At 66.9% G+C, this 21,065-nt stretch carries 19 protein-coding genes and 2 riboswitches; of the genes, 2 read left to right on the forward strand and 17 right to left on the reverse strand.

Annotated elements, in window-relative coordinates; translation table 11 throughout:
- Positions 1-378 precede the first annotated feature (378 nt).
- Both IVB07_RS24925 and IVB07_RS24930 read right to left on the reverse strand, forming a co-directional pair.
- The gene (locus tag IVB07_RS24925; RefSeq protein ID WP_018458676.1) at positions 379-1,815 is read right to left on the reverse strand and encodes a PepSY domain-containing protein; all 1,437 of its coding nucleotides are present in this window, start codon (positions 1,813-1,815) and stop codon (positions 379-381) included.
- A gap of 11 nt (positions 1,816-1,826) precedes the next feature.
- Positions 1,827-4,184 carry a TonB-dependent receptor gene (locus tag IVB07_RS24930; protein WP_026233635.1) on the reverse strand — a complete coding sequence of 786 codons (2,358 nt, stop codon included), beginning with the start codon at positions 4,182-4,184 and terminating at the stop codon, positions 1,827-1,829.
- 115 nt (positions 4,185-4,299) lie between these two features.
- A riboswitch (cobalamin riboswitch) is annotated at positions 4,300-4,502 on the reverse strand.
- Between the two features lie 72 nt (positions 4,503-4,574).
- Between IVB07_RS24930 and IVB07_RS24935 the strand changes: the two genes are divergently transcribed.
- A complete protein-coding gene (locus tag IVB07_RS24935; protein WP_247363398.1) occupies positions 4,575-5,147 on the forward strand; it encodes a histidine phosphatase family protein in 573 nt (190 codons plus the stop codon).
- On the opposite strand, the gene cobT is transcribed toward IVB07_RS24935, so the two are convergent.
- The 8 genes from cobT to IVB07_RS24975 all read right to left on the reverse strand — a co-directional run bounded on the left by cobT (position 5,148) and on the right by IVB07_RS24975 (position 12,354).
- Positions 5,148-6,200 (reverse strand): nicotinate-nucleotide--dimethylbenzimidazole phosphoribosyltransferase, encoded by a 1,053-nt coding sequence (cobT, locus tag IVB07_RS24940; RefSeq protein ID WP_247300151.1) that lies wholly within the window; start codon positions 6,198-6,200, stop codon positions 5,148-5,150.
- A 15-nt stretch (positions 6,201-6,215) separates the two neighbouring features.
- Entirely contained in the window at positions 6,216-6,965 is a 750-nt protein-coding gene (cobF, locus tag IVB07_RS24945) for a precorrin-6A synthase (deacetylating) (RefSeq protein WP_018458672.1), read from the reverse strand.
- Positions 6,966-7,010: 45 nt separating this feature from the next.
- Positions 7,011-7,688: an energy-coupling factor ABC transporter permease gene (locus IVB07_RS24950; RefSeq protein ID WP_018458671.1), complete on the reverse strand. Its 678-nt coding sequence runs from the start codon at positions 7,686-7,688 to the stop codon at positions 7,011-7,013.
- 36 nt (positions 7,689-7,724) lie between these two features.
- A riboswitch (cobalamin riboswitch) is annotated at positions 7,725-7,945 on the reverse strand.
- 45 nt (positions 7,946-7,990) lie between these two features.
- Entirely contained in the window at positions 7,991-8,722 is a 732-nt protein-coding gene (gene cobA / locus IVB07_RS24955) for a uroporphyrinogen-III C-methyltransferase (RefSeq protein ID WP_018458670.1), read from the reverse strand.
- Positions 8,719-10,029 (reverse strand): cobyrinate a,c-diamide synthase, encoded by a 1,311-nt coding sequence (locus tag IVB07_RS24960; RefSeq protein WP_018458669.1) that lies wholly within the window; start codon positions 10,027-10,029, stop codon positions 8,719-8,721. Before IVB07_RS24960 ends, cobA begins: the two co-directional genes overlap by 4 nt.
- Complete coding sequence (cobM, locus tag IVB07_RS24965) at positions 10,029-10,811, reverse strand: precorrin-4 C(11)-methyltransferase (protein ID WP_018458668.1); 783 nt, start codon at positions 10,809-10,811, stop codon at positions 10,029-10,031. The genes IVB07_RS24960 and cobM overlap by 1 nt, the downstream gene beginning before the upstream one ends.
- A complete protein-coding gene (locus tag IVB07_RS24970; RefSeq protein ID WP_018458667.1) occupies positions 10,808-11,176 on the reverse strand; it encodes a cobalamin biosynthesis protein in 369 nt (122 codons plus the stop codon). Before IVB07_RS24970 ends, cobM begins: the two co-directional genes overlap by 4 nt.
- Complete coding sequence (locus tag IVB07_RS24975) at positions 11,173-12,354, reverse strand: bifunctional cobalt-precorrin-7 (C(5))-methyltransferase/cobalt-precorrin-6B (C(15))-methyltransferase (RefSeq protein WP_018458666.1); 1,182 nt, start codon at positions 12,352-12,354, stop codon at positions 11,173-11,175. Before IVB07_RS24975 ends, IVB07_RS24970 begins: the two co-directional genes overlap by 4 nt.
- Between IVB07_RS24975 and IVB07_RS24980 the strand changes: the two genes are divergently transcribed.
- Positions 12,353-13,099 carry a cobalt-precorrin-6A reductase gene (locus IVB07_RS24980; RefSeq protein ID WP_018458665.1) on the forward strand — a complete coding sequence of 249 codons (747 nt, stop codon included), beginning with the start codon at positions 12,353-12,355 and terminating at the stop codon, positions 13,097-13,099. The genes IVB07_RS24975 and IVB07_RS24980 overlap by 2 nt on opposite strands.
- Here IVB07_RS24980 and cobJ read toward each other — a convergent pair.
- From cobJ to IVB07_RS25015, 7 genes are read right to left on the reverse strand one after another with little or no spacing between them, the layout of a single operon-like run.
- On the reverse strand, positions 13,075-13,809 hold the full coding sequence (cobJ, locus tag IVB07_RS24985; RefSeq protein ID WP_018458664.1) for a precorrin-3B C(17)-methyltransferase: 735 nt from the start codon (positions 13,807-13,809) through the stop codon (positions 13,075-13,077). The genes IVB07_RS24980 and cobJ overlap by 25 nt on opposite strands.
- Positions 13,806-14,537 carry a precorrin-2 C(20)-methyltransferase gene (locus IVB07_RS24990; RefSeq protein ID WP_026233633.1) on the reverse strand — a complete coding sequence of 244 codons (732 nt, stop codon included), beginning with the start codon at positions 14,535-14,537 and terminating at the stop codon, positions 13,806-13,808. Before IVB07_RS24990 ends, cobJ begins: the two co-directional genes overlap by 4 nt.
- 2 nt (positions 14,538-14,539) lie before the next feature.
- Positions 14,540-15,169, reverse strand: a complete 630-nt coding sequence (locus tag IVB07_RS24995; protein ID WP_018458662.1) for a precorrin-8X methylmutase — start codon at positions 15,167-15,169, stop codon at positions 14,540-14,542.
- Complete coding sequence (gene cobG, locus IVB07_RS25000) at positions 15,169-16,332, reverse strand: precorrin-3B synthase (RefSeq protein ID WP_018458661.1); 1,164 nt, start codon at positions 16,330-16,332, stop codon at positions 15,169-15,171. Before cobG ends, IVB07_RS24995 begins: the two co-directional genes overlap by 1 nt.
- On the reverse strand, positions 16,329-19,577 hold the full coding sequence (cobN, locus tag IVB07_RS25005) for a cobaltochelatase subunit CobN (protein WP_018458660.1): 3,249 nt from the start codon (positions 19,575-19,577) through the stop codon (positions 16,329-16,331). Before cobN ends, cobG begins: the two co-directional genes overlap by 4 nt.
- Positions 19,577-20,626 carry a cobalamin biosynthesis protein CobW gene (gene cobW, locus IVB07_RS25010; RefSeq protein WP_018458659.1) on the reverse strand — a complete coding sequence of 350 codons (1,050 nt, stop codon included), beginning with the start codon at positions 20,624-20,626 and terminating at the stop codon, positions 19,577-19,579. The genes cobN and cobW overlap by 1 nt, the downstream gene beginning before the upstream one ends.
- Positions 20,623-21,006: a DUF1636 domain-containing protein gene (locus tag IVB07_RS25015; RefSeq protein WP_018458658.1), complete on the reverse strand. Its 384-nt coding sequence runs from the start codon at positions 21,004-21,006 to the stop codon at positions 20,623-20,625. The genes cobW and IVB07_RS25015 overlap by 4 nt, the downstream gene beginning before the upstream one ends.
- Between the last annotated feature and the right edge of the window lie 59 nt (positions 21,007-21,065).

Below are 21,065 nucleotides of genomic sequence, written 5' to 3' on the forward strand. Positions count from 1 at the left end.
TCATCCCCTGTCATGCCACCGCTTGCGAGCGTGGGACAGAGCGATGGCCTCGGGATAGGGCCAGAGTTGTCGCAATGCACTGGACCAGCCCGCGACCGGCGCGGCGCGGCGAGGCACATTTTAGTGCAGCCCTGCCCGCATGGAGAGCACGTCGGTGTGGATCGTTCGACGCGACATAAGTGCGGCGCACCACGAATTTTCCCGGACGAAACACCACATCCGCTGCAGCGCAATCCACGCGCCCCGCACGCCTGTCTAATTTGCAGGCGATCGACCGGCCCTACGGACCATGCGATTGCTTATGAGCTATGCATGGCAGTCGGCTCAGCCTCTCTTTATTGTACGATCAGTAAGCGGTGGTTTTGCCCGCTCCGGCTCTCAGGCCGCGAAGGACGGACGCAGGCGGCGCCAGCCGATGATGATGCCCGTGATGGAGAACAGAAAGCCAAGGGAGCAGAGCCCGACGACCAAGCCGTCGCGCAGCAACGGATGCGCGACGAGAACCGGAAAATCCAACGTATGCAGCGCGCCGTAGAACCAGCGATAAGCTCGCCGCGATGAATCCAGCCTTTGCAGCAAATTGCCGTCGGCGCCGTCGATGTCGAACCAGAGGTCACCGCAATACGAGCGGTAGACCGGGGCGCCCGGGACAGTGGACCGCGCGGGATAGTTGTCGTCCTCGGCAAGTACAGACGGACCGCCGCAGCCGGCCGCGAGGCGCGCGGTCAGCCCCTGGACCTCGTGCACATCCAGAGATCTCGTTGGTCCATCGCGGGGCGCATCCCCTGCCTCGATCAAGGTCTGACCGGCAAGGGCGATCCGATCCCGCCGATAGAGATTGCCGTTGAAGGCAAACCATTCGATCTCACGGGCCGACGGCGATACAGGCTGCCGATCGAACGATGGAGCCGTCGTCCAGTTCGGTGAGGCGTTCATCACGCGTGATTCAGCGGAGATCAATTGCCCACGCGAGAACAGCCGCCCGTGATCCATGGAGAGCCAGCCGCTGAAAATCCAGGTCAGCACGAACACCATCGCCGCGAGGCCGATGAGATGATGCAGCGCATGCCAGCCGCGACAGGGCGAGCCGATCAGACCGCTTCGAGGTTTGATCCGCGCAAGGCCGAGCACAGCGCCCAGCAAGGCCGCGATCAGGGCCAGCAGCGACAAGGTCCAGACCACGCGATCCCACAGCGACCAATTGCTTCGCAGGATCGTTGGATAGATCCAGTGCAGCACGCTGCCGACGAGATTCCAGGTCCGCTCGCTGCGCGTCGTATCCAGGACGATCTCGCCGGTGAGCGAGGAGACATAGACCTCCGTTCCAGCGGCGTCGCCCAGGGCAACCCGAAACAAGGGCCGGTGGCGGTCAAAGCCGTTCGGCACGCTCCATTGGTCATAGTCCGCGCGCGCAAGGATTGCGGCCCGCGCGGCATCCAGCCCGCGGCTGCGCGCGTGGTCTCGCGCGATGGCCAGCGCGACGTCGGAAGATGCGACCGAGGCGCCGGCTCCGTCGGAGGCACGCACTGCGCCCGCGCGCGACGGCCCCGAGACGACATAGACCGGTCCGTCACTGCGCTGGATCAGGCGAACGCGAGTCGCATCAGCAATGCCGCTCGCGGCCACGGCATCGGCGACCGCAAGCTGCCTCGTCTCGGCGCCATCCAGCGGCCCAAGCCCGGCGAAGCGTTCCGCTTCCGTCAGAGACGGAAACGGAACGAAGTGCATCACGATTCCCGTCGCGAACCACATCGCGAACAGCAGGCAGAACGCGATCCCGAGCCATCGATGCAGCAGGACGATCGCGCGCATCATCGATCAGCATCCTACCATTTGAATGCGGCCGAGAGTTCATAGGTGCGCGGTGCACCCAAGAGGATCTGGTCGGGATAGAACGGATCGCCCCAGATCGCATAGCGCTTGTCGGCGATGTTGCGCACCCGGAAAGTCAGGCGAGCCTGGTCGACCGCGTTGAACACCGTCTTCGGGATGTCGACGAAGGCATAGACGTCCGCGACAGTGTAGGCCTTCATCGTCACGACATTCGCATCGGTGTTGTAGCGGTCGCCGACGTGACGGCCGGTGACGCCGACTTCCACGGGCCACGGCGTGAAGAACCGATACGACGCTCCGGCATTCGCCACGACGCGCGGCACGTTCGGCGGCGTGTTGCCGGAGAACGAGCCGCCGACAAAATTAAAGTCGGCGTAGCGCGCATCGACATAGGCGATGTTGCCCCAGAGACGCAGGGGACCGATCGGACGCACGGACGCGGCAAGCTCGACGCCCTTCGATTCCTGCCGTCCGGCAAGGTTGAGCTGCATGCCGCCGGCCGCGGCATAGACGTTCTTGCGCAGGATGTCGTAGGCCGAGAACGACCACTCCGCCCGGTTGTCCCAGAACAGGTGCTTGACGCCGGTCTCGTAGGTGCGCGCGGTGGTCAGGTTCAGCGGATCGGTCGGATTGAGCAGGAAGATGTTGTTGGCCGAGATGTCTGCGCCGGTGGCGTATTGGCTGAAAAAGGTCAGGCCCGGTACGGCTTCCCAGGTGTAGCCGATACGGCCCGTGGTCGGGACCCAGGATTGCGAGAACGGGAAGTTCGCCTTCTCCAGACCGAACTTGTCGGTCGAATTGCGGTCGAGCCCGATATGCTCGACGCGCAGGCCGCCGACCAGCGCAAAGGTCCGTGTCAACTTCAACCGGTCCTCGAACGACAGCGCCTCATTGTCGATGCGCGCGGTCTGCTGCTGAATGGTGAGCAGGCCGTAATAGCCGCGAGGCGGATCGACCAGCGGAACGGAATCGCCGGGGAAATTTGCGGCGCCCGGCCTCACGAAATCAAGGTAGCTTGAGGAAAGCGTCGTGACCAAACGGTTGTCAAAGCCGGCGATATTCGCATCCCAGATCAAATCGGTGACGTTGCCGACCAAGCGTTGGCTGTGCGCGACATAGAAGCGCTCACGATCGACCATGTTGGTCCCGGAATTGAACGCCTCTATCTCATTGTTGAACCATGTGCGCTCAGCTCCGTAAGCATAGGCTTGACTTTTCAGCGTCAGGTCGGGCGCCAGATTCAGCTCGAAACCGCCGCGCAGCCACACCTCCTTCGCTACGTTCCTGTTGTCGAGGACGTTGTAGTTAGTATTGAAGGTGCGGTCGTCGATCGTGACGGCACCGAGATCGGTTTTGTTGTAGTTCGAGACGTAATTGCCGGAAACGATCCCCGTCGTCGCATGCGAGCCGCTGAAGGCAATCGGCACCAGCGGCGCACCCCAATAGGCTTTCGAGCGATCTTCCCGATACTCGATCGCGCCCCAGACCTTGAGGCTGTCGGAGATGCGGTAGTTGAGCTGGCCGGAGACATTGAGCGTCTTGGTGTTGGTGTCGTCGGCAAAGCCGTTGAGCGAGGAACGGCTGACGTCGAAGCGGTAGTCCAGCCCCTGCACATTGGTGCTGCCGCCCGAGCCGTAATGCGCCCGGAACGAGTTCAGCGAGTCCCAGGAGAAATCCGCCTCGTTCCGGATCGGACCGGTGTGCGGCTGCTTGGTGACGAAGTTGATCGCGCCGCCGGCGGCGCCCTCGCCTGACATCAGTGATGCCGGACCCTTCAGGAATTCGACAGCCTCCAGATTGGCCGTGTCCATGATCCGCGAGGTCATGTTCTGCGGACCGATCTTGATGCCGTTGTAGAGCGTGTTGATCTGGCTGTTGGTGAAGCCGCGCATGGAGAAAGCCGAAGGCTCGGCCGGATTGTCGCCGGCTGTGACGCCCACCGCTCCGTGCGCGACGTCGGAGACTGTGCGGTAGCCCTGCTCGCGCATGGTTGCGGCCGAGATCACCTCCACGGTCGCGGGTGTTTCTCGCACGGTCAGGCCGAGGCGCGAAGCGCTTTCGGCGACGGCATTGGTGTTGAGCGGCGTCTGTGCCGCCGTGGTCGGCACGACGGGCTTGGGCACTGCGGATGCAGTCCCCGGCCGGCGCGCTGCTGCGCGGCGTGAGCTCTGCGCGTCCCGTCCGGCCGGGCTGGACTGCCTGCGGGATTGTGGCGCCGACACCTCGACGGGCGGCAGTGGCTCGCGGGCCTGCTGCGCCAAGGCCGCTGGCATGTCGATGGCGACGAAAGATGTGAGAGCGGCGGATGCCAGTAGGAAACGGCGTGGTCGTACGATACGAAGGGAATACACGGTCTTGGACCTCGGAGTGACGTCAGTGGCACGTCACCGCGAACCAGGGTCCCATCGTCCGGCTTGCAGCCTTCCGATGAAGCCGAATGTCTGTACTCCCCGACCGACATCTTCGCGTGTGACCACGGCTGACGGCAGGTCTCCTGGCTCGCGGGTCAGTACCTTGCATCGCCTTCCCGGGACCGAGATACCCAGTGGCTCGTGACGCAAGATTCGCCGCTTACAGTTGCGGGGGCAGCCACGGCATTGGGGACAAACTCCCCGCACCGCATTCCCTTTTCATCCCCTCTCGGGGAAACCGTCGCGAGCATCTAGGATTACGATCCAGACAGAGTCAATGTGCCAGTTGCGGCGTTATTGCCACAACGACCAGTTTCCTTGGAGATAAGCATGGGAGGCGAGACCTTCCTCTGGCTGATACGGCACGCGCCCGTCGATGGCGTCGCGGGGACGATCCATGCGGCCGACGCACCGGCCGATCTCGGCGCTCGGGCGCAGCTGGAGGCACTGCGGCAGCGCCTGCCACAGGACGCCGCGAGCTATGCGAGCCCGTCGCGGCGCACCGTCGAAACGGCCCGCGCGCTGGGGCTCGAGCCGCTGCAGCTGGACGAATTCAGCGAGCAAGACTTTGGCGACTGGACCGGCCGTCGGCATGACGAACTCGCCGCGACCGGTGGCGAGGCCTATGCACGGTTCTGGAGCGATCCGGCGCGCGGACGGCCGTCCGGCGGCGAAAGCTTTGAGGAACAGGTCGCGCGGGTCCGCCTGGGTTTGTCGAAGATCGGCACCGGGGCCGCAACGCTCGTCGTGCATTCCGGCACGATCCGGGCGGCGCTGTGCATCGCGCTCGACCTGACGCCACAAGCGGCCCTGCGCTTCGTGATCGATCCGCTGTCGCTGACCAGGATTGACCGGCTCGCGACCGGCTGGCGCGTCGTCTCCGTCAATCAGCGGACGATTTGATCAGGCCGGACGATCAGGCACATTGGCCTGCGCAAAGGTCGCCATGCCGTTGTGGAGCGCGCAGGCCGACCGCACAAGCGGCAGCGCGATGGCCGCGCCCGATCCTTCGCCGAGCCTGAGATCCAGGCTGATCAGCGGCTGCACGTTCAGCGCGCGGAGCACCAGCCGATGCCCCTGCTCCGCCGACTGGTGCGAGGCCAGCAGGAACAGCTGGCACGAAGGGTTGAGCCGCACCGCCGCCAGCGCCGCGACCGACACGATGAAGCCGTCGATCAACACGGGGATGCGGTGCTGTGCAGCCGCGATAACGGCACCGCAGATGGCGGCGATCTCGAGACCGCCGACGGCGCACAGGATCTTTTCGGGCGCAGCGCCCGCAATGTCATGGCGTGCGATTGCAGCGTCGATCACCCGCGCCTTGTGCGCACGGCCGGCCGCGTCGATGCCGGTACCGCTGCCCGCGATCTCCGCGGCGCTCACGCCGAGCAAGCCGGCCGCGATCGCCGCCGATGTCGTGGTGTTGCCGATGCCCATCTCGCCGAAGATCAGAAGATCGGGCTGCCCGGCCTGTGCGCGCGTCACCGCACGTCGGCCGGCTTCGAACGCAAATGCCAGCTCCGTGGGGGTGAGCGCAGCTTCGACGCTGAAATCGCGCGTACCGCTGCGCGGCTTGTCGGTCACGATTCCAGCCATCTCCTCCTGCGCCAGCGTGCCGGCGTCGACGACCTCCAGGCTGGAGCCCAGCTCACGCGCCAGCACCGAGATTGCGGCACCGCCGGAGGCGAAGTTCGCCAGCATCGCGATCGTCACTTCCTGCGGATAGGCCGAGACGCCCTGCGCGACGATGCCGTGATCGCCGGCGAAGATGATGATCGGCACCCGCGCCGCGCGCGGCTGCTCGGTTGCTTGCAGGCCCGCAAGCTCGATCGCGAGCTGCTCGAGCCGGCCGAGCGCGCCGGTCGGTTTCGTCAGTTGCGCCTGCCGCGCCACCGCCGCCCCGCGATGGACTGCGGAGATATCGGGGCATTGTTGGGTGACCCATTCGGGGAGCATGCTGCCTCGCTTGCCTCACAGCCTGCGCTTGAGGATGTAACTGTCCATGATCCAGCCGTGCCGTTCGCGCGCCTCTTGCCGCACGGCGACGATGCGCGGGCCGATCTCGGCCAGCGCGCCGGACATCACGATCTGATCGGGCATGCCGAGATAGGCCCCCCACCAGATGTGCAGGCCCGCCGGATCAAGCGACTGGAACGCCGTGCCGCCGTCGAGCATCACCACCACGGTATCGACACCTGCCGGCCAACCGCCATCGCGCAAGCGGCGTCCGGTCGAAACTAGAAAGGGCTCGCCGATGTCGTTGAGCGGCAACGCATGCGCCGCACACAGCGCCTGGATCGAGGTGATGCCGGGCACGACCTCGATCTTTGGCGAGGGATTGAGCCGCCGCGCAATGCGCAGCGAGGAATCATAAAGCGAGGGATCGCCCCAGATCAGCAGCGCGACCTTGCCCTCTCCTTCGAGATGATCCCCGATCGTCTGCGACCAGACGGCGGCCACGGCATCATGCCAATCGTCCACGCCCTTGCGATAGTCCGCTTCAGCGGCGTCCCGCACGGGCAGATCGAACTCGGCAATGCGGGTCGTGTCGCTGGTGAGCAGATCGGCGCAGATCGTCCGCCTGAGATCGGCGAGGTCGGACTTGGCCGTCCCCTTGCGGGGGATCAGGACGAGATCGGCCGCGTTGATGGCAGTAATCGCGGCACGCGTGAGCTGCTCGGGATCGCCGCAACCGATGCCTATCAGAGAGAGCGTGAGCATGGTGGCTGCGAAGGGCGGCCATCATGGCCGCCCGTTCGCTTGTCTCTAGGCCGCGCTGTGCAAACGCGGCGTGACGAGGCCGGGCGCGGTGACGCCGCGCAGCGACTTTGCCAGCGCGAGCACGCCGAGATCGGCGAGCGGCTCAATCACGATGACCAGCGCATAGGACGCCGCGAAGGTCGCGATGTTGGCGAGGTTGGTCGCGCCGAAGCCGGAGCCATAAATCGCCCAGAACGCCACCCAGGCGATGACGCCCGCCTGATAGGTCGTCGAAAGCGCCAGCGCCTGGCGGTACTTCAGATCGACATAGGCCGTGTTGCTCGAAATGATCCGCGTGGCGATCGCCTGGATTCCGAACAGCGGCACCAATAGCGTGGTGACGTTCATGCCATATTGCGGCAAGTCGGGCGGCTCGAAGAAGATGCCCTGGAACAGCAGGCCAAACGCGAGGCCGAAGGCCGCAGGCGCCGCGCCAAACAGCAGGAACAAGGTCGAGCCGAGGATGAAGTGCACTTCGGAGACGCCGACCGGGAAGTGCGGCAGGATCTCGAAGAAGATAAACACAAGTCCCGTGGTGGCGAGCGTCCGCGCCGCGAACGACGTGATGCCCTGCTCGCGCACGGTCTCAACCGCGAGCTTCAAGGCAACGCCGCCGACGGCAATGCCGGTTGCATAACTCAGCACGAGCTTGGCGTCCGAGACTAGTCCGGGTTCGATATGCATGGCTCAGATCCTTCTTGCCGTCACACCCGACGGCCTTGGCCTCAAAACATGCACGGCCGGTCTCCTGGCTCGCGGTTCACTGGGAGTCTCCGGCCTTCCCGGGCCTCGCGGCCCAGTGGCTGATCGAAGTCCCTCACCGCTTACAGTCGCGGGGGCGGCTGGGGTTTTGGGCGCCGCAACTGGGTCCGCCCATCCCCATTCCCGATTATGCTCCGGCGCTTTGCGCCGCATCGAGCACCATGCGTCTCCTGTGTGCCTCTTTCGCCGGCCGGGCGTCAAGGGGCGACGGGCGGACGAGGCGGTCATGACGGATAATTCCCCGCCAGCGCGCCGAACAGGATGACGGCCGCCGTGGAGGCCGCTCCGCCCCGCGCAAGCTGCTCTGCAAGTTCCGAAATGGTGGTGCGGACCAGCCGCTCATCGGGACGGCCGAGCGATTCGGCAAACAACGCCGGCGTGGTTGGGGCGAGCCCGTGCTCGATCAATTTGACGACCAACGCCGGAAACGTCCGCCGGCCCATATAGACCACGGTCGTCGCCTCCGGATCGGCCAGCGCCGCCCAATTGAGATCTGGCGGCAGCTCGCCGGTGACGTCCGCCCCGGTCACGAACTGCACGCGGCGCGAGGTGTGACGCCGGGTCAGCGGAATGCCGGCTTGCGCGGCGGCGACACAGGCCGAGGTGACGCCGGGAATGATCTCGTAGCCGATGCCCGCTTCACGCAGCGTCTCGAGCTCCTCCTCGAGCCGGCCAAAGATGCCGGCATCGCCCGACTTCAACCGGACCACGCGCGCGCCTGTCACGGCATAGTCGACCAGCAGGCGGTTGACATGGTGCTGCTTGGTCGAGGCCCGCCCTGCCCGCTTTCCCACCGCGACGAGATTGGCGCCGGGCCGGGCCAGATCGAGGATCGCGCCTGAAGCAAGATCGTCATAGAGCACAACGTCGGCCTCGCGCAGCCGCGCTGCACCCTTGAGCGTGAGCAGCTCGGGATCGCCGGGCCCGGCGGAGACAAAGGAGACAAAACCGCTCACCGGTCCTCCGCGATCAGATGGAAGAACGTGCCGGTGGCTTGTCCCCGCCGCGAGCCGGTCTCGGCAATGACCGCACCTGTCGCGTCGTGCACGACCGCCAGCGCCGTGTCGGGCTGCGCGACTATGGTCGAATAGTGGAATTCATGGCCACGCAGGCGTGCACCCGCCTGATGACCCGGCATCGGCGCGGCGAGCTCGGCCAGACGATAGCCCAGATGCATGCGGCGCTTGGCAAAGCTCGTCTCCAGGCCGAGCAGGCCCGTCATCTCGTGGCTGATGCCATCGGCGTCGGTCAAAGCGGTGCCCAGCACCATATAGCCCCCGCATTCGCCGTGCACCGGGCGCGTCTCGGCGAAGGCGCGCAATCCGCTGCGGAAGCGCGCATTGGCAGCGATCCTGCCGGCCTGCAGCTCGGGATAGCCGCCAGGCAGCCAGCACACATCGGCGACCGGATCAGGGGCTTCATCGGCGAGCGGCGAGAATGTCGAGATCTCCGCACCCGCCGCGCGCCACGCTTCCAGCATGTGCGGATAGACGAAGGAGAACGCGGCATCACGGGCAAGCGCAATGCGCTGGCCGGGCGGCGTCACGTTGACGCCGCTTGCGGCAGGTTGCGGCGACCAGGTGGCCGCCGAACGCAGCACCGCGTCGAGATCGACATGCTCGGCAACGAAGCGCGCGGCCTCGTCGATCAGCTTGCCGATTTCCGCCTGCTCCTCGGCCTGCACCAGTCCGAGATGCCGCTTCGGCAGGCTGATCTCGGCATGGCGCGGCAGCGCGCCGAATACGGCGATGCCGGCATCCAGCAGCGCGCGCCGCACGAGGGCTTCGTGGCGCGGGCTGGCAACGCGATTGAGCACGACGCCTGCAAGGCGCACACCGGGGCGGTAGTCGCGAAGGCCCGCCGCGATCGCGGCCGCCGTTTGTGCCTGTCCTGAGGGATCGATCACCAGCAGCACCGGCCAGTCCAGCATCTCCGCGATGTCGGCGGTCGCCCCGGTGCCGCAGACGCCACGCGCGGCGACGCCGTCGAACAGACCCATCGAGCCTTCGGCCAGCACGACATCGGCGTCAATGCCGCGACTGACGAGATGCGAGATTGTCCCGCGATCCATCGCCCAACTGTCGACATTGACCGAGGCGCGTCCCGTCGCGGCGGCATGAAACGCGGGATCGATGTAATCGGGGCCGCTCTTGAAGCACTGCACCCGCAATCCGCTGTTGCGCCAGGCGCGAGCAAGCGCCAGCGTCAGTGTGGTCTTGCCGACGCCGGAGGCCGGCGCGGAGATAACGAGCCCTGCCGCCATCACGACACCTCCGGAAAGCGCGGCTCGGCGCCGACCGGCCGATAGCGGCGGTCATAGTCGGCAGCATAGAGACGGCTCTCGGAAAAATCCGCCGAGCCCAGCGTCTTGCCGACCAGGATCAACGCGGTGCGCTCCATCTCGCCCCCGACCGCAGCGTCGAGTGTTGCGAGTGTGGCGCGGATGATGCGCTGCTCGGGCCAGCTCGCACGCCAGACGATCGCGACCGGGCAATCCGCGCCATAATGCGGCGTCAGCTCAGCGACGACCTTGTCGAGCAGATGAATCGACAGATGGATCGCGAGCACCGCGCCGGTGGCGGCGAAGGCGGCAAGCTTCTCGCCTTCGGGCATCGCGCTGGCGCGGCCCGGCGTGCGCGTCAGCACCACGGTCTGGGCAAGGCCGGGCAGCGTCAGCTCGGCCTCCAGCGCAGCCGCGGCGGCCGAGAAAGAGGGAACGCCGGGCGTGACCGTGTAGGGAATGTCGAGCGTGCGCAGGCGGCGGAGCTGTTCGCCCATCGCCGACCAGATCGAGAGATCACCGGAATGCAGCCGCGCAACGTCCTTGCCATCGGCATGGGCGGCGGCGATCTCCGCGACGATCTCATCGAGCGACAGCGGCGCGGTGTTGACGATCCGCGCCCCGGGCGGGCAATGCGCCAAGACGCCCTCGGGCACAAGTGAGCCAGCATAGAGGCAGACCGGACAGGCGGCGATGAGATCGCGGCCGCGCAACGTCAGCAAGTCAGGAGCGCCTGGCCCTGCCCCGATGAAATGCACCGTCATGCGCCGTCTCCTTCCGCGATCGCCGCGGTCGCGGTGCGATCCTGCGAGACCACCCGCGTCGCAATCAATCGCGCGCGAGGTCCGGCCGCTGCGAGCGCCGCCGCCTCGGCAACCGATCCCGTCCCGAACTTTTCCACGACGAGCTTTGACTGCGTCGGCGTGTCGATGCCAACAAGCATTTCGGCGGCAACCGCCTTGATCGGCAAGCCGCATTCGCGCGCGAGCTGCTTCAACACCTCCTCGTCGGCCTTATCGCTGACCGTCGCCACTGCTGCGAGGCCTTCGGGACCACCGGCCGCCAGAAGCGCCTCACGCAGCGAGGCCAGCGTGACGTCCCGCTTGAATCCGAGCCCGGCGACCTTCATCGGACCGCGCTCCATTGCACCACGGGCCGCACGGCCTCCCAGGACCGGTAGCGGCCGAGCGAAGCGGCATGCGCAATCTCGACCCGCATCAATTCGCCGCCCTGGCGCTGGTGCAGCTCACCGAGCAACGCTTCCGTCTCCAACGTTACTGAATGCGCGACCAGCCGCGTACCGGGCGAGAGCCGCGGCCAGATGGCGTCGAACATCGCGATGTCGAGACCGCCGCCGATGAACACGGCGTCAGGCCCGTCCAGCGTAGCAAGGGTTTCAGGCGCTTTTCCCGCGATGACTGTGATCCGATGTGCCAACCCGAACGCCGTCGCATTGCTGCGAATGTTCGCTGCGCGATCCTCGCGCGCCTCGACGGCGATCGCGGTGCCCCCGCACAGCGTCCACTCGACCGAGATCGAGCCCGAGCCCGCACCGATGTCCCATAGCCGTTCACCGGGACGCGGCGCCAGCGCCGAAAGCGCGAGCGCACGGACCGGACGCTTGGTGATCTGGCCGTCATGGACGAAGAGTTCGTCCGATAGTCCCGAGCTGTGGGGGATGCCCTGCGCGCCCGCCGCCTCAACGGCTACCGCGACCAGATTTCCGGCAAGATCGCCTGCGAAGCTGTCGGCGCGATGCGCGTTGATCCTTTCGCGCGGCCCGCCAAGCGCAGCGAGTGTCCAGAATGCCGAGGCACCCCATCCGCGCGCCGTCAGCCATTTCGCGAGATCGCCTGCCGCCTTTGCGTCGCGCACGAGACAAATGATGCGTGCCCCTCGCGCCAGGTGTGGCACGAGACGCTCGAATGGCGCGGCGTGGAGACCGAGACAGGCAACGGATTCCAGACGCCAGCCAAGCCGCGCAGCAACGAGCGAGAATGTCGAGGGAGCCGCATACGCGATCCATTCGTCGCCATGGAGCTTCTCGGCGAGGCTCGCGCCGGCCCCGTGCCAGAACGGATCGCCGGAGGCGAGCACCGCCGTCGGGCGACCACGGCAGCTCAACACGATTTCTGCATCGAACGGCACCGGCCATGGACGGCCGCGCCCGGTTATGCCGGCGAGTGCAAGATGCCGTTCACCGCCAAAGACAGTTTCGGCATCATCGAGCGCCTTTCGGCTTGCCTCGGACAGCCCGGCAAGGCCATCTTCGCCGATACCGATGATGGTCAGCCAGGGATCAGCCATGACGCGCGCCCTCATTCTGGGCGGAACGGCCGACGCGAGCCTGCTCGCGGCGGAGATCGCGCGCGCCGGCGTCGATGCCGTGTATTCCTATGGCGGCCGCACCCGCGCGCCCGCCGGTCAGCCGTTGCCGACGCGGATCGGCGGTTTTGGCGGCGCAAGCGGACTTGTCGATTACATTGGTCGGGAACACATCACGCATGTAATCGACGCGACGCATCCCTTTGCCGCCGAGATGAGCCGCAATGCGGTCGCGGCATGTGCGGAAACCGGCACGCCGCTGATCGCTCTCGAGCGAGCGCCGTGGACCAAAGCGCCCGGCGACAACTGGATCGAAATACCTGATGTCGACGCCGCGGTCACCGCACTGCCTGAAGTGCCGGCAAATGTGTTCCTCGCCATCGGCCGCCAGCACATCGCGCCGTTCGCGACCAAGCCGCAGCACGCCTACACGCTGAGATTCGTCGATCCGCCCGATGCGCCGCTGCCCTTCGCCGCGGACGTCATCGTGTCGCGTGGGCCGTTTACGCTTGAGGGCGAACTGGAGATGCTGCGCGCGCGAGGCATCACCCGGATCGTCGCCCGCAATTCCGGCGGCGACGGCGCGCGCGCCAAGATCGACGCCGCCCGCAGGCTCGGCCTGCCCGTGATCATGATCTCGCGGCCGCAACTGCCGGAACGCTTGCGGGTCGAGAGCGTGGCCGAGATCATGCAGTGGCTCGGTCATCGGGCCTGCCTCGGCGCATAGACCCAGCGGCCGACGCGGCGTGTCTGCGAGTTGCCGACGATCACCAGCGTGCGCATGTCGGCCATCTCGGGCCGGGCTTCGTTCAGCCTGACGGTCTCGATCTTTTCGTCGGCGGCGCTGATCGCGCGCGCGAAAATCACAAGACGGTCGCCACAGCCGGCCTCGTTCAGCACCGCGAGCGCACGGCCAAATCCTTCCGGCCGGCTCGCCGAGCGCGGATTGTACATCGCGATGGCAAAATCGGCTTCCGCGGCGAGCCGCAGGCGCTTCTCGATCACCGCCCACGGCTTGAGATTATCGGAGAGATTGATCGCGCAGAAATCATGGCCGAGCGGTGCGCCGGCGCGCGCGGCAGCCGCCAGCATCGCAGTGACGCCGGGCAGCACGCGGATCGGCAGCTCCTGCCATTGCGGCGCCTGTTCGAGCGCCTCGAACACGGCGGACGCCATCGCGAAGACGCCGGGGTCGCCGGAGGACACGATGACGACTTGGCCGCCTTCGGCGGCGAGCCGCAGCGCCTCGCTCGCGCGCTGCAGCTCTTCGCGATTGTCGGAAGGATGCAAAGTGAGCCCTGCCCGCGCTGGCACGCGCGCGACATAGGGCGCGTAGCCCAGAATGTCGGTCGCGGCGGCAAGCGCGGCGGAGACCTCGGGCGTCACCAGCGCAGCGCTGCCCGGGCCGAGGCCAGCGATGGTCAGCGTGCCCGTCATTCGGCGGCGTCCGGATGCCGGCCCTTGCCGTGCACGAGCACGATCGCAAAATAGGGGCAGTCGGCGGCGTCGATCTCCGCAAGCCGCACCACGCGCTCGCCCGGCATGGTGCCGCGCTCGACCAGCCACGCATCGTCCAGCCGTCCGGCGGCAGCGAGCGCGCGGCGCACTTTCGCGAGATTGCGCCCAGTCTTCATGATCACGAGCGCATCGGAATCGCGCATGCGGCGTTCGAGCTCGTCCTCGGCGAGCGTGCCCATGAGCACCGTCGTCACGTCGTCGCCGAGCGCAATCGGCTGTCCCACGCCATTCCAGCAGCCGACCATGCCGGGAATGCCGGCGATCACCTCGATCTCGACGCGGCCCTGCAGGCGCATGTGCAGATGCATGAAGGAGCCGTAGAAGTAAGGATCGCCCTCGCAGAGCACGACGACGTCGACCGCGCGCGCCAGCCGCGCCAGTCGCTCCGCCCATTCGTCGTAGAAGCCGGCAAGCAACTGGACATATTCAGGCGTGTCGAAGGCGATCTCGGTCGTAACAGGATATTCCATCGGATATTCGGTGACGTCGGCAGCCAGCATGCCCTCGACGATGCGGCGCGCCTGGCCGGGCCGGCCCTTTTTGCGGAAATAGGCGACATGCCTCGCGCCGCGCACCGTGCGATCGGCGCGCACGCTCATCATATCAGGGTCACCGGGGCCGAGACCGCAGCAGATGATGCGTCCCATCGCTATTCGCTCCGGCTCGCCAGCGCGTTCACGGCGGCGACCGTGATCGCGGAACCGCCAAGGCGGCCCTCGACCGTCAGCGCCGGCACCGGGGAAACGGCCATCAGCGCAGCCTTGGATTCGGCCGCGCCGACGAAGCCGACCGGACAGCCGATGATTGCCGCGGGCCGTGGGCAGTCCCGGTCCTCCAGCATGTTGAGGAGATGGAACAGCGCGGTCGGCGCATTGCCGATCGCCACGATCGCGCCGTCGAGATGCGGCCGCCACAGCTCCAGGGCCGCGGCCGAACGGGTGTTGCGCATGGACTGCGCGAGCGCGGGAACGGTCTCGTCGCCCAGCGTGCAGATGACGGCGTTGGCGGCGGGAAGCCGCGCCCGCGTAATTCCTTCAGAGACCATGCGCGCGTCGCACAGGATCGGTGCGCCCTTCTGCAAGGCCGCGCGTGCGGCGACCGCCATGCCTGATGTGAAGCGGATATGCGCTTCGAGGCCCACCATGCCGGCGGCATGGATCATCCGCACCACCACCTGCTCCTCGTCCGGCGTGAAGCGCGCAAGATCGGCTTCGGCCCGGATGGTGGCAAAGGACTGCCGGTAGATCGCAGCGCCGTCGGTCTCGTACGTGTGCGGCATCAGTGCCCTCCCATCAGGATGGAGGGATCTTTGACGATGTCGTCGCGATTCAGCCCGCGCAGGATGGGCTCATCGCGCGTCGACCCGGCGCGCACGAGATCGAAGCCTGCGCCGGTCGCGACCAGAGTGATGGCGGCGGGACCAGAATGGGCGCAGCCCTTGGCACAGCCGGAGACGTGTAGCCGTGCGGCCGCGCCGATGTTCGGCGCCAGGGCCGCGGCAAGGCCACGGGTATCGGCATGCGCCTCGCGACAGCGTGGCGCACCGCTACAGGCGATGACGCGCAGCGCAGGGTCGTAGGCCTCGGTGATCAGGCCGGTCGCGTTCGGCATCACGCGCTTGGCTTCGCTCAAAACCATCCGCCACGGCGTCATGCGCAGCGCATGTCCGCAACCGGCGAACTGGTTGAGCGTTGCATGCGCCATCTGTCCGAAGGCGACCCCGACCATCGCACCTTGCGCATAGAGGCCGGGACGCGCCGCGGCCATGATCGGCGCCGGCTCGGCCTCGCCGCGCAATGCCGCCGGCAAGATTGCACCGGCTGCAAGATGCGCCGCCATCCGCCCTCGCCCGCCTCTCGCGCCGCCGGAGGTCACGAACCAGCCGGCGAATGCGAGCGCGGTGGTCACGGCCTCGCCACGTGGGACCGAGCGGCCGAGTTTGTCGCCATCAGCCCGTACCAGCAGTCCGCCGGAACCATCGCGCTCGATCCGCACGTCGGCGGAATCGCCCGCAAGCACGCGTGAGGTGCCGTCGTCGATGGCGAAGCCGAACTTGGTTGGAAGTTCGAGCTGGCTGTCGGCGAGCGCCTCCTCGAGCTCGGCGGCGAGCGATTGGGTCTCGTCCCCGCTACGCCAGAACGGCGTCACAAGAATGTTGCGACGGGATTCGGTCTCCGCATCCGGGTCGAGCAGCGCCAGTTGGGAAAGGCCATCGAGCAGCAGCCTGTGGCTGGTCTCGTTGACGCCCCTGATCTGGAGATTGGCCCGGCTGGTCACGTCGATCAGGCCATTGCCATGGCGTTCGGCGAGATGAGCCAGTCCGGAGATCTGCGCCGCGTCGAGCCGTCCGCCGAACGGACGCACGCGGGCCACCAGCCCGTCGCCCGATTGCATCGGGCGCAGCGCGCCGGGACACCAGCCCTTGACCACGGAAGCACTCATGAGGCCTCCCGCAGCGCAGCCGCAATCGAGTTGCGGCGCGTTCGCCAGAGCGAGGCTTCATGCAGGCGCGTGAAACACGTTTCCATCGCGGCGAGTGCCGCCGGATTTTCGCGGGCCATGAAGGCGTGGACGTCGTCATGGCCGAGCGTCGCATCGTAGTAGAGGTCGAACAGATGCGGCGGCACGGCGCCGGCCAGATGCGCGAAGGCGGCCATGTGCTCGAGCGTCGCGGTGATCTCGGCCGCCCCGCGAAAACCGTGGCGCATCATGCCCGCGATCCAGGCCGGGTTGGCCGCGCGCGCGCGGACGACACGGGAGATTTCCTCGGTCAGCGTACGCGCATGCGGCTGCTCGGGGCGCGTCGCATCGAGATGATAGAGCGATGGTCCCGCCGCGCCGAGATGGGCCGCGGCAGCCGCAATGCCGGCCTCATGCGCGGCATAGTCGGCCGCGAGCAGAAGATCGGTTTCCGGCAAATCCTGCATGTGAACAAAAGCATCGGCCGATACGATCCGCTTCTCGATACCGGCACGATCGAGCTTGATTTCGCCATCGGCCGAGAACGCCCATGACGATGCCGAGAGCCACGCTTCGCCGGCGGCTTCGCGCGTCTCGGGCGTGAAGGCGTCCGGGATTGCCGAGAGACCCACGCCGTATTGTCCGGGACGCGGCGCGAACACGCGCGATGTGCGATGGCGATATGGATTTTCGTCGCCCTCGTCCTCGCGGACCGACAGCGCCGCGGCTGCCGCCTCGAACAATTGCGCAAGGCCTGAGAAGACGTCGCGGAACAGGCCCGAGACGCGCAGCGTGACGTCGATGCGGGGCCGGCCAAGCTCCGCAGGCGCGATGATGTCGTAGCCGGTCACACGGCCGGAAGCATGATCCCAGCGCGGTGCGAGGCCAGCCAGATGCAGCGCCATGGCAAACTCTTCGCCCGCGGTGCGCATCGTCGCCGAGCCCCAGAGATCGACGACAAGGCCCTTTGGCCAGTCGCCATGATCCTGCAAATGACGACGTAGCAGTTCTTCGGCGAGCTTGATGCCTTGCACGTGCGCCGACGGCGTCGGCACCGCGCGTGGATCGACGGCAAAGAGATTGCGACCCGTCGGCAGCACGTCCTGACGGCCGCGATAGGGTGAGCCTGACGGCCCCGGCGCGACGCGCCGGCCCGCAAGCGCGGCCCGCAAAGCGTCGCGTTCCGCGTCGCCGCAGGCGCCGCGGCCGAACACGTGCAGGCCGTCGCCGAACTGGCTTTCCTTGAGATCGCAAACGAAACGGTCGATCCGCGGGATCGCTTCGGCCGGCGCGGCCGCTGCATCGAGGCCAAGATCGTCTTCGAGGCCGGCCGCGCGTGCCTCATCGCGGATCGCGGCGATCAGACGCTGGCGGCGGGCGGGATCGAGGCCATCGGCCGTCGAGTACTCGTCGAGGAGCTGTTCGAGCCTGCGCAGCCCGTCCGGCACCGCTGATGCGGCGAGTTGCGGCGGCAGATGGCCGATCGTGACGGCACCCAGGCGCCGCTTGGCCTGCGCGGCCTCGCCGGGATCGTTGACGATGAAGGGATAGATGACGGGCAAATCGCCGACCAGGGCTTCCGGCCAGCACGCCTGCGACAGCGCCACGGATTTTCCGGGCAGCCATTCCAGCGTGCCGTGCGCGCCCATGTGCACGACGGCATCACAGCCCTGCTCGCGGAGCCAGAGATAGAACGCGACATAGGCATGGCGCGGCGTGCGGGCGAGATCGTGATAGTCGGCATCGCGCGCGGTCGCATCGCCACGCTCCGGCTGAACCGCGATGATCGACCGGCCGCATTGAATCGCAGCGAAATGGAACGCGCCGTCGCGACAACCCGGATCGGTCTCCAGCGCGCCCCAGGCTTGCGCGAGATCATCCTGCAACACTTGCGGAAGGCGCGACAGTGCAGCACGGTAATCGGCGACGCTCCAGCTCAAGGTCTGCTTGAGCAGCGTCTCACCGAGCGCATGGACCGGATCGAGATCGAAGCCGGCCTCCGCGAGATCGGACACCAGGGCCTCGACCGACGCCAGCGCATCGAGACCCACCGCGTGCGCGATCTGATGCGGACGGCCCGGATAGTTGGAGAGCACGAGTGCCATCCGCTTGTCAGCGGCCGGCGTCTCCGCAAGACGCCGCCAGGCCGCAACGCGCGCGGCCACGGCCTTCACGCGCTCCTCGTCGGGCTTGTGTGCCAGATGCGAAAATTGCAAATCGGGATCGCGCATCGCGGCAGACTTGAAGCTCACCACGCCCGCGAACAGGCGGCCGTCGACCTCGGGCAGCACCACATGCATCGCGAGGTCGCCGGGCGACAGGCCGCGGAGCGAGCTCGCCCAGTCCTCGCGGCGGGCCGTGGAGAGCGCGACCTGGAACACGGGGCAGGATGCGGCATCGAACGGCGTCGTGCCGTCGTCGCCCATCGCCGAGAACGCCGTCGCATTGACGATCGCGGCCGGAGGATTTTGCGCAAGATGCACCCGCAACCAATCCGCGACCCCCGCGGCTTTCAGCGAGGTGACGAACACACCAAACACGTCGAATCCCTTCTCGCGCAATGCGGCGATCAGGGCATCGACCGGGCCGGTGTCGGCAGCGGTGAGATAGGAGCGATAGAAGGTCACGAGCGCGCGCGGCCTGCCCTCACCCGACGTCGGCGCGGCGACGACGCCGCGCGCGGGGTCGTAAAAGCCCATCTCGGGCACTGTCATCTCGCCGATAACTGGCCCCGCATAGAGTCCGGAGGCCAGCGCAAGCTGCGCGATCGCGGCTTGCGCCGCGACGGGGCCGCCGGTGTCGCAGAGCACCTTGAGCCGCCGCAACGTCGAGACCGGCAGGGTCGAATACGCGTCCAGCCGCGTATCGTCGCGGCCGTCGGCCGGCAGCACGGCCAGCACGATGCCGCGCTCCTTCGCCAGCTGCTGCAGGGCCGCGAGCCCATACGGCCAATAGGATTCCCCGCCGATCAAACGCACGAGAATGCCGCGCGCGTGCGCAAGCGTGCGTTCGACATAGGTGTCGACCGAGAGCGGATGACGAAGTTCTGCGAGATTGACGAGCCGCAGCGACGGCAGGCTGTCGCGGCCACGGCGCCAGCCGGCCGCGAACGCGGCAAGATCGGAATCCGAATACGAGAGCACCACGAGATCGGCCGGGTCCTGGCCAATGTCCCTTGGTATCGCGGTCTCCTCGAGACCGCGGCTCTCGCGGAAGACGACGTGCATCAGATACCGGATCCTGAAAGACCGAGTCCCGCCTTGATCGCGGCCTCGTCGATATCGCCGTGCTCGCCGATCACGACCAGCTTTGACTGCCTCGCGCCCGCGCCCCAGGGCTTGTCGAACTGGTGGCGCACGCGCTCGCCCACCGCTTGCAGCAAGAGGCGCATCGGCTTGCCTTGCACCGCGATGTAACCCTTGACGCGCAGCACATTCTGCTCGCGCGCCAGACGCTGAACGGATGCAACCAGCGCTTCGATATCGGTGACCTCAGGAAGATCGATCACGACGGACGCAAAATCGTCGTGCTCGTGATCCTCTTCGCCGTCGTGATGCGAGGGACGCGCGGCGAGATCGTTCTCGGCGGCAGCACCGAGGCCGAGGATGAGGCGCGCGTCGATCGCGCCGTCGGTGATCGCCAGCATCGGCACGCGGCGCGACATCTCGGCGGTGATCGCCGCCTTGGCTGCTTCGAGGCCTGCCGCGCCCGCAAGATCGGCCTTGGTCAGCAGCACGATGTCGGCGCAGGCGATCTGGTCTTCGAACACTTCGGACAGCGGCGTCTCATGGTCGAGATTGCCGTCCGCCGCGCGCTGCGCTTCGACGGCGTCAGGGTCGGGCGCAAAACGGCCGGCGGCGACAGCTTCGGCGTCGGCCAGCGCGATCACGCCGTCGACCGTGATGCGCGAACGGATCTCCGGCCAATCGAACGCCTTGAGCAACGGCTTGGGCAGCGCCAGGCCCGAGGTCTCGATCAGGATGTGATCGGGCTTGACGGCCCGCGACAGCAGCTTCTCCATGGTCGGAATAAAATCGTCGGCGACGGTGCAGCAGATGCAGCCATTGGCGAGCTCGATGATGTTCTCTTCCGGGCAATTCGCATCGGCGCAGGATTTCAGAATCTCGCCATCGACGCCCTCGCTGCCGAACTCGTTGACGAGCACCGCGAGCTTCTTGCCATTGGCATTGGCAAGCAGATGCTGGATCAGCGTGGTCTTGCCGGAGCCGAGAAAGCCCGTGACGACCGTGACCGGGACTTTTGCGAGCGAATTCATTCGGCGGCCTCCGGCACGACGGCCAAGGGGGAAATGGGGGGAATGCGGGCAAGCGATTGCTTGCGGAATATCTCCGGGCGGCTGCGCCAGGGCACGAGGCCGTCGGGCGCGGCCGCATAGGCCGCGGCGCCCGCGACCACATCGCTCGCATTCGCATCCGACAGACGGCCATAGACATAGGACCAGCGGCCGGGCGCGCTGAGCGCGACGGAGCAACCCTGGTTGCATGCAGACAGGCATTCGACGGGAACCACGCTGACGCCGTCGGGCACGCCGGCCTCGAGGATCGCGCCATGCAGGCGCTTGCCGGGCGTCGTCTCGCCTTCGCCAAGTGTCTCGCCGGCGCGGCAGGTAATGCAGACATGAAGTGTGACGGTCATCGCTTCTTCCAGAATAAACAGCGGGAAGCGATGAGGCCCACGAACCGTTCTTGCGAAGG

This window comes from Bradyrhizobium sp. 172 (assembly GCF_023101065.1).
Classification (GTDB): Bacteria; Pseudomonadota; Alphaproteobacteria; order Rhizobiales; family Xanthobacteraceae; genus Bradyrhizobium; species Bradyrhizobium canariense_D.

What these genes read in the sequence shown, in the direction of transcription:
- IVB07_RS24995 (WP_018458662.1), bottom strand. Translation starts at nt 15,169, where the DNA reads ATGCCGCACACGTACGAGACCGACGGCGCTGCGATCTACCGGCAGTCC.
- cobF (WP_018458672.1), bottom strand. Translation starts at nt 6,965, where the DNA reads ATGCTCACGCTCTCTCTGATAGGCATCGGTTGCGGCGATCCCGAGCAG.
- IVB07_RS25015 (WP_018458658.1), bottom strand. Translation starts at nt 21,006, where the DNA reads ATGACCGTCACACTTCATGTCTGCATTACCTGCCGCGCCGGCGAGACA.
- cobW (WP_018458659.1), bottom strand. Translation starts at nt 20,626, where the DNA reads ATGAATTCGCTCGCAAAAGTCCCGGTCACGGTCGTCACGGGCTTTCTC.
- IVB07_RS24990 (WP_026233633.1), bottom strand. Translation starts at nt 14,537, where the DNA reads ATGGGACGCATCATCTGCTGCGGTCTCGGCCCCGGTGACCCTGATATG.
- cobM (WP_018458668.1), bottom strand. Translation starts at nt 10,811, where the DNA reads ATGACGGTGCATTTCATCGGGGCAGGGCCAGGCGCTCCTGACTTGCTG.
- IVB07_RS24925 (WP_018458676.1), bottom strand. Translation starts at nt 1,815, where the DNA reads ATGATGCGCGCGATCGTCCTGCTGCATCGATGGCTCGGGATCGCGTTC.
- IVB07_RS24960 (WP_018458669.1), bottom strand. Translation starts at nt 10,029, where the DNA reads ATGGCGGCAGGGCTCGTTATCTCCGCGCCGGCCTCCGGCGTCGGCAAG.
- IVB07_RS24975 (WP_018458666.1), bottom strand. Translation starts at nt 12,354, where the DNA reads ATGGCTGATCCCTGGCTGACCATCATCGGTATCGGCGAAGATGGCCTT.
- cobT (WP_247300151.1), bottom strand. Translation starts at nt 6,200, where the DNA reads ATGCTCCCCGAATGGGTCACCCAACAATGCCCCGATATCTCCGCAGTC.
- IVB07_RS24980 (WP_018458665.1), top strand. Translation starts at nt 12,353, where the DNA reads ATGACGCGCGCCCTCATTCTGGGCGGAACGGCCGACGCGAGCCTGCTC.
- IVB07_RS24950 (WP_018458671.1), bottom strand. Translation starts at nt 7,688, where the DNA reads ATGCATATCGAACCCGGACTAGTCTCGGACGCCAAGCTCGTGCTGAGT.
- IVB07_RS24970 (WP_018458667.1), bottom strand. Translation starts at nt 11,176, where the DNA reads ATGAAGGTCGCCGGGCTCGGATTCAAGCGGGACGTCACGCTGGCCTCG.
- cobG (WP_018458661.1), bottom strand. Translation starts at nt 16,332, where the DNA reads ATGAGTGCTTCCGTGGTCAAGGGCTGGTGTCCCGGCGCGCTGCGCCCG.
- IVB07_RS24935 (WP_247363398.1), top strand. Translation starts at nt 4,575, where the DNA reads ATGGGAGGCGAGACCTTCCTCTGGCTGATACGGCACGCGCCCGTCGAT.
- cobJ (WP_018458664.1), bottom strand. Translation starts at nt 13,809, where the DNA reads ATGACGGGCACGCTGACCATCGCTGGCCTCGGCCCGGGCAGCGCTGCG.
- cobN (WP_018458660.1), bottom strand. Translation starts at nt 19,577, where the DNA reads ATGCACGTCGTCTTCCGCGAGAGCCGCGGTCTCGAGGAGACCGCGATA.